This window comes from Bacillus cereus group sp. Bc010 (genome assembly GCF_027716745.1).
GTDB classification, from domain to species: domain Bacteria; phylum Bacillota; class Bacilli; order Bacillales; family Bacillaceae_G; genus Bacillus_A; species Bacillus_A pacificus.
Window position 1 is genome coordinate 116,226 of sequence record NZ_JAQFUY010000006.1, and the last position, 13,524, is coordinate 129,749.

Genomic DNA, 13,524 nt, shown 5'->3' on the forward strand with positions numbered 1-13,524 from the left:
TAAAATTAGAATTTTCAGTTTTTATTCTTTTGAAAATCTATTATAATAAAGTTAATAAATGTTTGACCTCTCCTAATTCATGTACATATGGATGATCAGTAGTCGCTGCTACTGATCTATTTTTTTGATTTCAGAAAGTAAATACGCCGCATCCTTTCCTACACCACAAATAAGTGCAGAACCTCTTTGAGACTGCCATGGCAAGCCGATATAATACAATCCTCCTACTGGACTTATCCCCTTTACATGATTGGGAAGTCCATTCTCATTCATTGCCTTTTCAATTTCAATCCATTTATAATTCTGAATAAAGCCTGTTGACCATATAATACTTTCTGCACTATATGTTTCACCGTTCTGAAACATAATGTTATTTTCTGATGCACTTACTACTTTTTCCTGTAGTTGTATTGCTCCATTACGAATAAGTTCCTTACCTTCAAATCCAAAAATAGGATCTTTTCTCTTCTGAAACCATTTCCCCCTCTTGGTACTAACTTCAGCATACAATAAACCCAATTTTTCTAACCAATTAAAAATACTTTTTCTAAAAAAATGTAACGGTAAAAACGTTAAAGGATGACTGATAGACATCATAACTTCATGAGTTTTTGCAAGTTCTACTGCAATTTGCATTCCTGAATTCCCGCCACCTACTACGAGTACTTTCCCCTTAGGAATTTGTGGTGGTGATTTATATTGTGATGAATGTATTTGAAAAACATGTGATGATAGATTTGCTGAAACTGAGGGAATAAACGGTTGCTGAAAACCACCTGTTGCGATAATAACTTTTTTCGATTGTAAAACTTCTGTCGGAGTGTGCAATTCAAATATTTCTTCCTCCTTCCTTATTTTTAAAACTTCCGTTTGCAATTGTACCGGTAGTTGAAAATACTGTGCATATTCTTCTAAATACATTGCAATTTCATTTTTATGTGGAAATCCATTCCTTTCTCCTTTTAATATCATCCCTGGTAAACTACTATATTCCCTCGGTGTGAAGAGCTGTAAAGAATCATATCTATTCCTCCATGAATCACCAATTCGGTTTCCTGCCTCGAGTAGTAAAAAATTATATCCTTCTTGCTTCAAATAGTATCCCATTGTTAATCCAGCTTGACCCGCCCCAATAATAATTAGGTCTTTCATTCTAACCCCTCCTCTTTTTAAACATATGAATACTTGTTCACATATTCATATGTTTCCATAATCATAACATTTAATTTTTATATGATTCAATATGTACTCAAAATAAAAAAGAGCAGCTTACCATAAAGTAAACTCCCCTTCATTCTATCTTCCCAGTCTTTAGCGCCTGTGCCCAATCATACCTTTCCTGTTGAACAGCCAATCCAGCTGCTTCTTCCCAATTATAAGAAACTGAAATTTGTTCAATTATCCATTCTCCCGAAACTTTTTCTATCACTACATATTTTGCATGCGGAGTTCCTGATTCCATTTTATGCACAATGGGTAATTCATCTTTGTACGCTGGAAGTCCTACACTCCCTGGATTTATTATGATTTTTCCATTTGCTAAATAAACAACTCTAGGAATATGTGTATGACCACATACTATTATTTTTTGTTCTATATTTTGGAGTTGATCCATTATATTTTTTTCACTCTTTAATACTGCACCATTCTCGTCCATCTCTTCTAGTAAATACACCTCATCTGAAGTTGGCGTACCATGACAAAATAAAATATCGTCTACAATATATTGTGAAGGATGTTGTTGTAACCAATCTATATGATTTTCTGTTAATTGATTTTGGACAAAAGTTAGTGTAGCAGACTGCCCTTGTATAGGTTCCCAAAGCATGCGATCACAGTTACCCTTAATATGTATCATCTCGTTCTTCATCAATATTTCAATTGTCCCTAAAGGATCTAACGGCCCATACAGACTATCCCCTAAGTTTATTATCATTTCAGCCTTGCGATGTTTAATATCTTCTAATACTGCTTTTAATGCATGACTGTTCCCGTGAACATCTGAAATTATAGCTATTTTCATCTAAATCCCCACTTTACTATATTATTTATAAACATCTGCCGCCAATTCTCTCAAAACATCCACATTCACTACTTCAAAGCATCCATCGTTCTTTTTTATAATCTCTTTATCACAAAAAATATTTAATGTGCGCAATAAATGCCGATAACTCGTTCCTAATAATTCCGCTGTTTCAGTTAAATTCCCACTAAATACAATTCTATTTCCGTGCTGCACCGCTCGTTCCCCTGCTGCTAACATGTAACTCGCAAGTCTATTTTCAAGCGGATACAATAAATTAATTGTACTATTTTTTGAAAGTCGATTTAACTTATGTGCTAACGATCCACAAATACATCGTAAAAATTTCGCATCATGAAATAGTTGATTTCTCACTTTTCCTAAAGGCAAACCAACACAATATGAATCTGCCATTACTTGTACGTTTGAAGCCGTCTTTTGAGAATGAATTAACTCCACATCTCCTAACAGCTGCAAACTATCATAAAAGCATAATAATACAGATTTCCCGTTACTTAATGTATTAAACGCTTTTGCTTTTCCTTCAACGAAGAAAAACAAATAATCTATCTCTTCATTTTCTCTACAAATAAACTCATTCTTTTTAAAAAATATAAGCTCCATATATGGTTTCATATCATTAGTAAAAAATGAATCAATGTTATTTTGTTTCATATACTCTGCTAATTTAATTGAATTACATATTTTCTTCATAGTCCCCCACCTTTACGACTCATCCCCATTGTAATCAAAATTTTCTTCCTCCACTATGACATATGTCATAGTAATACACAATTTCAGCATGATACAGTCATTACAAATATGAAATACAAAGGGGATATTACATTGTATAACTTTCTTTCTGTCTTTATTGGTGTGCTCATCGCCGTTATGCTTCCATTGAATGGGATTTTATCTGAGTTAATTGGCAAGTATACAGCAAGTGTTGTCATTCACTTTGTCGGTTTAATTGCAGTTATTTTCGTTTTAATCATAAACAAACATAAAATCCATTTTGATAAAAGTATTCCGCTTTTTTTATATAGCGCTGGAGCGATTGGAGTATTCACTGTTCTTTTTAACAATATAAGCTTCTCGGTCCTTGGTGCCTCTATTACGATCGCATTAAGTTTACTCGGTCAATCCATTGCTTCCATCGTTATTGATCATTTCGGTTTATTAGGAATGAAAGTTGCTAAATTTGAAAAGAAAAAACTAATTGGATTATGTTTCATCTCTTCTGGAATTATAATCATGACAATTTATTAATGGGGGCAAGAAAATGTTATATATTACGATCGCTATTTTAGCTGGTGTTTCTATCGTTGTTGCTAGAATTATTAACGCGAATTTAGCAAAGAAAATTGGGAATTGGGAAGGCACGTTTTTTAATTATATTACTGGCTTATTTTTCTCTATGTTATTTTTAATTTTCAGTTCAGATTCAATGTATATTCCAATGCATACGTTACAATCCATACCTATCGCTGTATATTTAGGGGGATTAGTAGGCGTTATCGTTATTTCATTATCGAACTATATCACTCCTAAAATATCAGCATTTTATTTAACGTTACTCATCTTTATCGGACAGTTATTTGCAGGGACTATCATTGATTTCTTCCTGACAAATGAACTCTCAACTGGAAAGATTATCGGCGGTGTTTTCGTATTAATTGGGCTTACTTACAATTTACTCGTTGATCGCCCTCTTAAAACTGTTAAGAATAGCCACGTTCAACTATAATACTTTACGCTTACCTATCATATATTAATAGAAAAGCTCTTCATACGAAGTAATAGAGAGGAGAATATTCTATTAAGAAAATTATTTTACTGATTTGTAGCACATTGATTATTTGTGGAATCGTATGGTTTATAAACTCTGGAAAATCTATTCAAGATCTCTATACAGCAAATAAGCCCAAGAAAAAAGCTACTATTATTTCCACTCAAAGGGATCCAAATGAGCCCCCTGTCTTTTTAGGAAAACAGGAAATAAAAGATATACATGTCGAATCCATTAAAACAAAAAAGGATCTCTTCCTCACAAAAACAGATGAATTAAAAACGTTTATTAATAGTATGGATACCGCAAAAAAAGGAAAATTAACATTAGATGAAGAAGGATCAGATTTAATAGATTGTGATATGTGGATTACTTTCGAAGATGGAACTTATAAAAAATATTTCATATGGGTAGTTGATCATCACAATAACGAAGTGATGATTGCTCAGCAAGATACTCCTGATGATGTAAACCTAACGTACTATCAATTAAATGAAGATAGTTCCAAAAAAGTTTATAACTTATTTAAAAAAATTATTTAAACGAAAAAGTCATGAGCACGTGAGCTCATGACTTTTTGCACTATACATATTCAGGAAACACTTTACAATCCTTTTCCTGTTCTATATCATGTCCAAAGAAAATAATTGGTTTCTCTTTTGTCACAACTTCTTTTAAACGTTTAATTGAAGATAAAGCTAATTCCGAATCAAATCCCGCAAACGGCACTTCATCTTCAAAATTCTCTTTCGTATAAGATGCATCAATCGTTAATAATACAGGACCGTTTTTTTCCGTCTCAATTAATAATGACTGATGTCCTGGAGAATGTCCTGGTGTATACAATAACCGAACACCAGGTACCACTTCATAATCACCTTCAATAATTTTGTAGTTTAAATTTGGCAGTATACACTCTTTCAAATATTCCTCTCTATACTGTGCCGCCTCATATTCAGCACGTTGTATAATGATTGGCGTATTCAAAAAAGCACCATTTCCTCCTGCATGATCAAAATGCAAGTGCGAACTAATAATATATAGGAGATCATCTGGCTCATACCCTGCACGTTTTAAAATAGTTACAATTCTATCTTCTTCAGTCATTTTCGGTAAAATCTGTCCTTCTGCAAATGTACCGTTAAAAAGCCCTTCATTATTAACTACACTTTCTGGCATACCTGTGTCTACTAAAATAGGACCTTCTTCCGTCTCCAAAAGATAACACCAAACCGGCAAGTTTAATAGTTTTCCCGGTGTTAACGCACTGTTAACAGACGAATGATCCAACATACAACGACCTGCTGGGATGAAATAAAGTTTCTTTACTGTCATTACGTATCCATCTTTACATTTAGTTTTAGATAAAGTAACACAGTTAAAAATTCTTCTTTTTAGAAATAAACTCCTTCCACACTTTCATACCAGCATAAATAAAAAAGAGTGTACTTTTTTACATAATGACACTCCACCTACTATAATAAAAGAGTAAATGACTCTTACTTTAATGGAGGGAATACAAATGAAAGCAATTGGTTTACATGAATACTTACCTATTGAAGAAGAAAACAGTTTAATTGATATGGAAGTTGAAAAACCTGTTGCTACAGGGAGAGATATACTCGTTAAAATTAACGCTATTTCCGTTAATCCAGTTGATACAAAAGTTCGCTCTCCGAAAGATAAAAAAGAAGAAGTAGCGAAAATACTTGGCTGGGATGCGAGTGGTGTTGTTGTACAAACTGGCGAAAGTTGTACGTTATTTAAAGAAGGCGACGAAGTGTTTTACGCTGGAAGTATTACGAGACAAGGTACCTATAGTGAATACCACCTAGTTGATGAAAGAATTGTTGGTAAAAAACCAAGAACGTTAAGTGATGCTGAATCTGCAGCACTTCCGTTAACAGCTATTACAGCTTGGGAAGGTTTATTCGAACGTTTAGGTATTGATTATAATAAGAAAGATACGAACTCCTTTAAAAACATTTTAATTATAGGCGGTGCTGGTGGTGTAGGTTCAATTGCCATTCAACTTGCAAAATGGGCCGGACTAAATGTTATCACAACTGCATCCCGCAATGAAACGATACACTGGGTTAAAAAATTCGGTGCCGATTATATCATTAACCATCACCAACCTTTACAAGAACAAATATTAGAGTTTGGGCTAAAAGATGTAGATTATATTTTCTGCCTAAACAATACAGATCAACATTGGCAAGCAATATGTGACCTCATTAAACCACAAGGAAAAATTTGCTCTATCGTAGAAAATGAGCACCCTCTTGAGATGGGCATTTTAAAAAGTAAAAGTGCTACACTCGTTTGGGAATTTATGTTCACAAAAGCGATGTATGAAACTGGAGACATGATTACGCAGCACGAACTATTAAATAAAGTAAGCGAACTACTAGATGAAGGCATTTTACAGACTACTTTAAATGAAACATTTACACCAATTAACGCTGAAAATGTAAAAAAAGCACATGCACTGCTTGAAAGCGGCAGTACAATTGGGAAGATCGTTTTAGAAAAGTTTTAATAACAAAAAGTCCGATTTCCAAATGAGAAATCGGACTTTTTTACTATCTTTATTTACTTGAAATCTCTTGATCATTTTGAACATCTAACGGAGGTCGTTTCCCTATTCCGAAAGCATAGAAACTAATTGTAACGATAGCTAAGAAAATGATACCTACAATTAATGAAATGCGCGTATCATCGTTAAACCACATTCCGATTAATACCATAATTAAAAAGGCAATTGTTAAATAGTTTGTAACAGGAGCAAATGGCATTTTGAAAGGATGATCTTTCATCTCTGCCCCTTTTTCTTTTCTAAAATTAATTTGACTAATTAGAATGACAAACCATGGTACCATACCAGGAAGTACACTCGCACTATATACATATACGAATAAATTTTTCGGTGCGATATAACTTAATACAACACCAATCGCTAAACCGATAATTACGCCAACTGTTCCGAATAAAGGTACACCATTTCCAGAAAGTTTCGTGAAATATTTCGGCGCTTGTCCATTTACACCTAACGTATATAGCATACGACCAGCACTATAAATACCACTATTACAACCAGACATTGCCGCTGTAATAACAACGAAGTTAATAAGTCCAGCTGCTGCCGTAATACCAACCTTCGCAAAAATTGCTACGAACGGACTACCAATTGTACTTAATTGATCCCACGGATACACAGTTACAATAACGAAAATAGCACCGATGTAGAAAATTAAAATACGCCAAATTGTACTTTGAATCGCTCTTGTAAGTGTCTTCTTCGGATCCTTCGCTTCACCAGCAGTAATACCGATTAATTCCACTCCTTGATACGCTCCTACTACAAGTGATAATGCAAAGAAGAATCCCGAAAAACCACCTGTAAAGAAACCACCATTTGACCAAAGATTTGATATACCAATCGCTTCTCCGCCGTTACCAATTCCAAAGAAAATAAGTCCAAATCCCGCAATAATCATTAATAAAATCGTAACGATTTTAATCATCGCAAACCAAAATTCAAATTCACCAAATGACTTAACAGAAATTAAGTTAGCTGCACCAAGAATAACCATTGCAATTACACCTGGTATCCAAGCTGGTAAATCTGGGAACCAATATTGCATATACGCCCCAACCGCGATAATCTCTGACATCCCAACGATAACCCACTGGAACCAGTTACTCCACGCTGTCATATAACCAGCTAACGGGTGAATATACTTATGACCGAACGTTGCAAATGACCCTGTACTTGGCTCCATATACAACATTTCTCCCATGGCACGCATGATGAAGAAGATAAAAATACCTGCAATTGCATAAGCAAGCATAACTGACGGACCTGTCCATTTAATCGTGCTGGCTGACCCCATAAACAAACCAACACCAATTGTTCCGCCTAAAGCAATCATTTGAATATGACGTGCTTCTAAACCTCTTTTCAATTCTTTGTTTGCCACTTCACTTCCCCCTCTTAGATGATTCATAGCCGCATTTTAAAACAAGATGCTTTCCCCTAATTCTTTTCGGCCTTGAAAATGATGAAGCAAACGTCATTTTACACTAGCTTTAAAGCTATCCTAAAATCGTTTTTATTGCTTCTTATAAAATTCTCAAAACCTTTCATCTTCCAATATTCTATAAATCTTAAAATTACTTACCTTATATTAATTCATTAATCTGAAAAATTCAATTATTTTTTCAATAAATTAATATGCATGATTACGTTTGAATTTCAACTGAATTAACAATAAAATACATCTATTCAATATGATTCCGGTATGAATATTATTACAGTATAAATAACCGAGGAGAGCATTTTCCCTCGGTTTCACATCTCATGTACTTCAATCGTTATAGTTGATAACGTAATTTCCCACGCATCCGATTCATATACCAACCAGAAATTTAATATATTAATAAACTACTAACTTCTTTAATCTAATTTTGAGGCAGGAATCTTACTACCTCAAAACAGCGGGATAAAATATAAAAGAGTCTCATTTTTAATGAGACTCTTTTACCATTTCATATTTAAATCATTTTTGAAGTTTGTTTACCTAAAATAAACACTTTAGTAAACACCATCATGATAACGACTATAGCTAGAAAATAAAGTGGCATCACGAGTAATGAGCCCGTATGCAGATGACTCATTCCCCAAATTGTCATCGTTACAATTACATAGTACCCTAAGCTAAATAAAGCTCCAGCTGTACCAATAACATCTTGAAAATCTACTAATGCTAAACTTAAACAGTTAGGTAGCGCTACTCCGATTCCTAATAGCAATATAAACATCGCTATTAAAAATACAACCATATATATTACATTCGGATTTGATCCCACAAACGTAATAACAGATAAAAGGATAGCTCCTCCTGTCATTATGAGACAACCGAAATATATAATTTTCTCTGGTTTATAAGTAGCAAGTAAACGTTTTGAAACTTTCGCTCCAATAATAGAAGCAGACGCAACAACAATCCCTAAAAATCCATACATACTAGGCGATAACTGAAAGTATTCAATAAAGATAAACGGCGCTTCTGCATAGTAGCTAAATAAAACACCATTCGCTCCTCCAATTAATAACCCGTATGTTACTACTTTCGGATTTGTAATTAACTTCTTTAAGACTGCAAACACATTTATTTTATTCGTTACCGAGTCCGTTTTTGTTTCTGGAAGAGAAACAAATGTATACAGAAAAATACCGATACTCATAACTACTAAACTTAAAAATACTATTTTAAATCCAAACATTTGATCAAGAAAGCCACCAATTAACGGTCCTATCGCTGGTGTAAAAGCAATAACTGCCGAAATTTGAGCAAACATAACGTGGCGCTTATGCCCCTCTACACTTTCACGTAGAATCGTTTGTGTCACAACTGATCCTGCACTTGCTCCAAACGCTTGAATAAAACGACTTACCAATAAAACTTCAATGGAATTTGTAATAAAGCATAAGAAACTCCCAACGCCATATACGACAATTCCAAGTAACATTGCCGGGCGACGGCCAATTATATCTGATAACCATCCAATAAAAAATACACCTAAAGCAAATCCAGCAAAATACATACTAAGTGTTAACTGTACCTCATTATTACTTACGTGCAACGCCTTTGAAATGTCCGGTAAAGACGGTGTGTAAATCGTTTCACTAATTTGCGGAAATGCGACAAGAATAATCATTAACAACAGTGATGGTACTGAGACTTTTTTCATTTTTCATATCCTCCTATAACTTTGAAAATCTCAGAAATAAAAAGACTTTCTTTAGCTACGGAACAGGAGGGGCCATGATAGAAATTCGCTCATAAAACAACAAAGAAAACACCTCAATTACGTATGTTAATACTTATAGGAGGGTAATATTAACATCGATTTTTAACTATACTTTTTCAATTATATTACATATTGTGTTTCTTTTTCTAGTACTCGGCCTTGGCAGATTTATTAAAGAGATACCTTGAATCAACAACCTTTTTATGGAATAATTAGAAATGGTTTGAATCAATAGATCTAATTATTAAACGATAGACTAGCATATTTCTAATTTCGCCATGCTTACAAACAGGAGGACTTTCGTAATGATTGAAATTTTAAGGACACTATTAAACTTCCTAATCTCTCTATTCTCAGGAGAATTACCAATTGTATATTATGTATGGATTATTAGCCTATTCCTAATTCAAATAACCCAATCTACTCTGAACTATAAGCTTTTTAACAAGAAAGATAATTTCAGCACTTATATATCGGAAGGATTACTCGCTTTTATTATTTTATTGTTTGGAGGCATGTTAGTATCTAAGTTACTTGCTTATATCATAGACGATCCTACTATTAGTATGACAAATGTAACACATTATTTTATTTCTCTGATCATATTAACTATATTTGTCGTAATAGCCTGTATTAAAGACTTTATAGAGGCATCTATAAAGAATAAAAATATATTACTTTTTAGCTTGTTAGTAATTTCCTTACTAACAAGTATACTTTCGTTCAAGTTTTTATTACCTTTAATTGAAGGTTCTTTTTCTCTTTCTAAATCTTTTATCACCACTTTAATCATTCTTGTAACTATATCAATCCCTCTATTAATTTCCTTAGAGGATAAGTATGCAGATGAAAAGGAAACGGAAAATTTATAGTTTCTTATTTATTTAAAAGAAAGAGGGAGCTCCCCTCTTTCTTTTAAATCATCCCTTTTAATATCAATCCTAAAACTGACATTATTATCGCACTAATAATAATTCGCAAAATCCAAGTCGTATTTGTACTTATTTTTTCTAATTGCTTATTGATTGTTGCTATGTCTTTCTCATTAATAGTGGTACGCGTTTCTAAAGCACGAATGTCTCTCATCATTTCTTTTTGCTCCGCCTTGAGACTGTCAATTTTAGCGTAAACATCTTCCATATATTCACACCCTCTGTTCATCTTAATAGAAAAATCTATATATATTATGAGACAACCCTCTTACCGGTGAATACATTCCGTATATGTGCGCACCAAATTATTTGTACAATCTAATTATGTTTCCATTCTTCTATATTTAAATTAGCGTTAGGATAAATTAAATATAGAAAAGGAATCTCTTGTTTATGTAACAGCAAACAAGGTGCTCTCCAGCATATGAGAGCACCTAAGATAATTTCTATTGTTTTCATCACCATTTTCATGTTTACTAACTCAATATAGTCAGTATGATTTTATGAAGAGTCTACTTTGTTAGCTGCTTAATGTATACTAATAGTAATACGAAATAGTTCCATTGATAAACTCTCTAGAACAATAAATATACTGGCGGAAACAGACCTATACCCAATATTTTTTCCAGTAACATGAATGGTTATTTCTAATAAATGCGTTTGTATACCATTGTTTTCAAAAATTCCATCCTCAACCTTTACAATATCTGCTTCACAATCTACTTCTTTAAAAGTTTTCAGTAATTTTGTTTTTAATAAACTACAGTCAAAGTTTTCATCTTTTATTACAGCAAATTTAACCTTCATATCGATTTCCCCATTTTTAACAAACTAAAATCATTAAATCTATATAAATATATATTATTCTATTAAACAATTCAAAATATATGTTTCTTATAAACCATTACTAAATTCCAGTTCTAAGACTTTATATAAAAAAGAAAACAAATAAAATGAAATTCTAATCATTAAGAGGGGTATCTATCCCCCACTAATTGTTTAGTTAAACTAACCAGACATTTACAAGATTAAAAAATTACTCTTTCAATCGCTAAACTAATTAATATATAATCCCCCTGTTTTCAGTGGCTCAAATTTTTTCATTTTTAATTCATGGATTCTGAGAACTTTTTGCTTTAATATTAATTAGTCGCTTCTTAAGTTCTGTAATATTGGAAATAACTATATAGTGAAACAAATTAACTATTAGGAGTGCTATTGATGTTTGATATACTTCGTCTCTTAATTTTTTTTCTCATTGCTATCTTTTTATTTTTCTCCATAATAATGGAATTTAAAAAACCTCAAAAAAGTGTATTTTGGTTTTCGATTGAAGTCTTATCTCTTCTAGGAATTGTAATGCTTTTTAAAGATTTTTTATCAAAAATATAACTTAACCCACGAATAATCACGTGTTTCAAATACGATATCTTTATCTGTTGAACGACCTTATCTCTCGTTAAAAAATCTTGTTTTCACCCTATTTCTTAACAAGGGCTCTAGCCTTAAGTTGTCTTTTCTTTATAAAAAATAGCCTGCCTATTTCTGTAGGCGGGCTATATCTTTATTACACCATACAAAAAGTATACTCTCTTCTCCACTTGAACTTTATGTAATAATACAGATTCCAAATAATGATAAAAGCAACAAACTTTCTTATAACATCCTCATTCTAGTAAGAAAGTAGCTAAAGCTGTCCTATCTTTAGAAAGGGATGATGCTAATATTGTTAATAGCACAAAAAAGCACCGTCACAAATGACGGTGCTTTTTCTATGTAAGAGCTACTAGAAGATACCCTTCTAGTCTACTCCCATTTATAAGTCCAAAATTGTTCCAGTTGCAACCATTTTAATGTTGCTGCATCTTTGTTTTTAATTTTCGCGTGTGTTTCTTCAAGCATCGCTTCTGTTTGCGAACGGTGCGCACCTAGTGCAGCTAATTTATGCTCAAATACTTCACTAATATTATTTACAACATCCGGCTCACCGAGTACAGCTTCGCGATTTTTCGTAATCGCAACCGCATGAATAACTGGACGTTCTTCTTTTGACATACGTGATACAGCTCGAACTACAGCGCGGCCAAATGCATCATGATCTGGATGTACGCCGTGCTCTGGATAAAATGTAATAATTCGAGATGGATTTACTTCTTGAATAATCGCTTCAATTTTGTCTGCAACGAAATCAACATCTTCAAATTCTAACGTTTTATCATGGAAACCAAGCATTCTTAAATCTTTGATTCCCATCGCTTCACATGCATCTTTTAATTCTTTTTCACGGATATTCGGAATCGTTTCACGGTTAGCAAATACGTTCTTACCCATGTTACGTCCCATTTGTCCTAGCGTACCGCACGCATACGTTACAGGTACTCCTTGATCTGTTAATAAGCGAATTGTTCCTCCCGCCGCAAATGCTTCATCATCTGGATGCGGAAATACAACAAGTACATGTCTCTCCATAAGTTTCCCTCCTTCTTACTTAAATGGCGTTAAGCTTAACTCAAGTGCAACTGCTAAGCGGCCTTGGTTATCGTGCCCTGCAAGTAATAAACGCTCTTTATCGTCTACTTCCCAGTGCGTAATACCTTCTGCATATACCCAGCCATGATCCATCTTTAGACCAACTCGGTATGGGTTTGTTCCAGTAATCTTTCCGCGCTCAAAGCGAATCATTGCATTTCGAATGAATGCTCCAACTGTCATCATCTTTTCATTAAAGTGTGACGCGTACGCTCCATTCGTCGTTTCTAAATGAATATATACATCTTTATTTACAAAACGTTCAATTTCATTTTGAATAAGAGAACTATCTTTTACTATTTCCATCGGAATTCACCTCTTTAAACCATTTTACGCAAAAATAATGTAAATTGCTATCTCTATATTAGAGGACAACGCCCACTTTTCCTAATAATTTGCACTGTGTTTCTTCATTTTTTTATATCATATTTGAC

15 protein-coding genes are annotated in these 13,524 nt (G+C 33.4%); 5 read left to right on the forward strand and 10 right to left on the reverse strand.

Going from position 1 to position 13,524, the window contains the following annotated elements; translation table 11 throughout:
• Positions 1–108: 108 nt before the first annotated feature.
• From PDQ68_RS10140 to PDQ68_RS10150, 3 genes are all read right to left on the reverse strand, one after another.
• The gene (locus PDQ68_RS10140) at positions 109–1,152 is read right to left on the reverse strand and encodes a flavin-containing monooxygenase (RefSeq protein ID WP_061182847.1); all 1,044 of its coding nucleotides are present in this window, start codon (positions 1,150–1,152) and stop codon (positions 109–111) included.
• A 139-nt stretch (positions 1,153–1,291) separates the two neighbouring features.
• Complete coding sequence (locus tag PDQ68_RS10145) at positions 1,292–2,023, reverse strand: metallophosphoesterase family protein (RefSeq protein WP_000684257.1); 732 nt, start codon at positions 2,021–2,023, stop codon at positions 1,292–1,294.
• A 21-nt stretch (positions 2,024–2,044) separates the two neighbouring features.
• Positions 2,045–2,737, reverse strand: coding sequence for a cyclic nucleotide-binding domain-containing protein (locus tag PDQ68_RS10150; RefSeq protein ID WP_061182846.1), 693 nt, complete (start codon positions 2,735–2,737; stop codon positions 2,045–2,047).
• A gap of 108 nt (positions 2,738–2,845) precedes the next feature.
• Here PDQ68_RS10150 and PDQ68_RS10155 point away from each other — a divergent pair, with 108 nt between their 5' ends.
• From PDQ68_RS10155 to PDQ68_RS10165, 3 genes are all read left to right on the forward strand, one after another.
• Positions 2,846–3,292 carry a DMT family transporter gene (locus tag PDQ68_RS10155; RefSeq protein ID WP_029141168.1) on the forward strand — a complete coding sequence of 149 codons (447 nt, stop codon included), beginning with the start codon at positions 2,846–2,848 and terminating at the stop codon, positions 3,290–3,292.
• Positions 3,293–3,305: 13 nt separating this feature from the next.
• Entirely contained in the window at positions 3,306–3,770 is a 465-nt protein-coding gene (locus PDQ68_RS10160) for a DMT family transporter (protein ID WP_000965818.1), read from the forward strand.
• An 89-nt stretch (positions 3,771–3,859) separates the two neighbouring features.
• Entirely contained in the window at positions 3,860–4,354 is a 495-nt protein-coding gene (locus PDQ68_RS10165; RefSeq protein ID WP_061182845.1) for a hypothetical protein, read from the forward strand.
• Between the two features lie 40 nt (positions 4,355–4,394).
• On the opposite strand, the gene aiiA is transcribed toward PDQ68_RS10165, so the two are convergent.
• Positions 4,395–5,147 carry a quorum-quenching N-acyl homoserine lactonase AiiA gene (gene aiiA / locus PDQ68_RS10170; protein WP_061182844.1) on the reverse strand — a complete coding sequence of 251 codons (753 nt, stop codon included), beginning with the start codon at positions 5,145–5,147 and terminating at the stop codon, positions 4,395–4,397.
• A gap of 187 nt (positions 5,148–5,334) precedes the next feature.
• Between aiiA and PDQ68_RS10175 the strand changes: the two genes are divergently transcribed.
• Entirely contained in the window at positions 5,335–6,354 is a 1,020-nt protein-coding gene (locus PDQ68_RS10175) for a zinc-binding alcohol dehydrogenase family protein (RefSeq protein WP_061182843.1), read from the forward strand.
• A gap of 49 nt (positions 6,355–6,403) precedes the next feature.
• Here the strand turns inward: PDQ68_RS10175 and PDQ68_RS10180 are convergent, their stop codons facing one another.
• Positions 6,404–7,795 carry an amino acid permease gene (locus PDQ68_RS10180; protein WP_061182842.1) on the reverse strand — a complete coding sequence of 464 codons (1,392 nt, stop codon included), beginning with the start codon at positions 7,793–7,795 and terminating at the stop codon, positions 6,404–6,406.
• A gap of 574 nt (positions 7,796–8,369) precedes the next feature.
• Positions 8,370–9,569 (reverse strand): multidrug effflux MFS transporter, encoded by a 1,200-nt coding sequence (locus tag PDQ68_RS10185; RefSeq protein ID WP_270786675.1) that lies wholly within the window; start codon positions 9,567–9,569, stop codon positions 8,370–8,372.
• 365 nt (positions 9,570–9,934) lie between these two features.
• Between PDQ68_RS10185 and PDQ68_RS10190 the strand changes: the two genes are divergently transcribed.
• Complete coding sequence (locus PDQ68_RS10190; RefSeq protein ID WP_061130366.1) at positions 9,935–10,501, forward strand: DUF5823 family protein; 567 nt, start codon at positions 9,935–9,937, stop codon at positions 10,499–10,501.
• Between the two features lie 43 nt (positions 10,502–10,544).
• Here the strand turns inward: PDQ68_RS10190 and PDQ68_RS10195 are convergent, their stop codons facing one another.
• The 4 genes from PDQ68_RS10195 to PDQ68_RS10210 all read right to left on the reverse strand — a co-directional run bounded on the left by PDQ68_RS10195 (position 10,545) and on the right by PDQ68_RS10210 (position 13,396).
• The gene (locus tag PDQ68_RS10195) at positions 10,545–10,769 is read right to left on the reverse strand and encodes a hemolysin XhlA family protein (protein ID WP_000390468.1); all 225 of its coding nucleotides are present in this window, start codon (positions 10,767–10,769) and stop codon (positions 10,545–10,547) included.
• Positions 10,770–11,089: 320 nt separating this feature from the next.
• Positions 11,090–11,368: a hypothetical protein gene (locus PDQ68_RS10200; protein ID WP_061130367.1), complete on the reverse strand. Its 279-nt coding sequence runs from the start codon at positions 11,366–11,368 to the stop codon at positions 11,090–11,092.
• Between the two features lie 999 nt (positions 11,369–12,367).
• A complete protein-coding gene (gene bshB2, locus PDQ68_RS10205; RefSeq protein ID WP_000439461.1) occupies positions 12,368–13,030 on the reverse strand; it encodes a bacillithiol biosynthesis deacetylase BshB2 in 663 nt (220 codons plus the stop codon).
• 15 nt (positions 13,031–13,045) lie between these two features.
• Positions 13,046–13,396: a YojF family protein gene (locus PDQ68_RS10210; protein WP_000407043.1), complete on the reverse strand. Its 351-nt coding sequence runs from the start codon at positions 13,394–13,396 to the stop codon at positions 13,046–13,048.
• Positions 13,397–13,524: the final 128 nt, after the last annotated feature.

Bases quoted from the DNA above. Each gene is read 5' to 3' on its own strand.
- PDQ68_RS10155 (WP_029141168.1), top strand. From the start codon at position 2,846: ATGAAATACAAAGGGGATATTACATTGTATAACTTTCTTTCTGTCTTT.
- PDQ68_RS10160 (WP_000965818.1), top strand. From the start codon at position 3,306: ATGTTATATATTACGATCGCTATTTTAGCTGGTGTTTCTATCGTTGTT.
- bshB2 (WP_000439461.1), bottom strand. From the start codon at position 13,030: ATGGAGAGACATGTACTTGTTGTATTTCCGCATCCAGATGATGAAGCA.
- PDQ68_RS10145 (WP_000684257.1), bottom strand. From the start codon at position 2,023: ATGAAAATAGCTATAATTTCAGATGTTCACGGGAACAGTCATGCATTA.
- PDQ68_RS10190 (WP_061130366.1), top strand. From the start codon at position 9,935: ATGATTGAAATTTTAAGGACACTATTAAACTTCCTAATCTCTCTATTC.
- PDQ68_RS10210 (WP_000407043.1), bottom strand. From the start codon at position 13,396: ATGGAAATAGTAAAAGATAGTTCTCTTATTCAAAATGAAATTGAACGT.
- PDQ68_RS10140 (WP_061182847.1), bottom strand. From the start codon at position 1,152: ATGAAAGACCTAATTATTATTGGGGCGGGTCAAGCTGGATTAACAATG.
- PDQ68_RS10150 (WP_061182846.1), bottom strand. From the start codon at position 2,737: ATGAAGAAAATATGTAATTCAATTAAATTAGCAGAGTATATGAAACAA.
- PDQ68_RS10175 (WP_061182843.1), top strand. From the start codon at position 5,335: ATGAAAGCAATTGGTTTACATGAATACTTACCTATTGAAGAAGAAAAC.
- PDQ68_RS10195 (WP_000390468.1), bottom strand. From the start codon at position 10,769: ATGGAAGATGTTTACGCTAAAATTGACAGTCTCAAGGCGGAGCAAAAA.
- PDQ68_RS10200 (WP_061130367.1), bottom strand. From the start codon at position 11,368: ATGAAGGTTAAATTTGCTGTAATAAAAGATGAAAACTTTGACTGTAGT.
- PDQ68_RS10185 (WP_270786675.1), bottom strand. From the start codon at position 9,569: ATGAAAAAAGTCTCAGTACCATCACTGTTGTTAATGATTATTCTTGTC.
- aiiA (WP_061182844.1), bottom strand. From the start codon at position 5,147: ATGACAGTAAAGAAACTTTATTTCATCCCAGCAGGTCGTTGTATGTTG.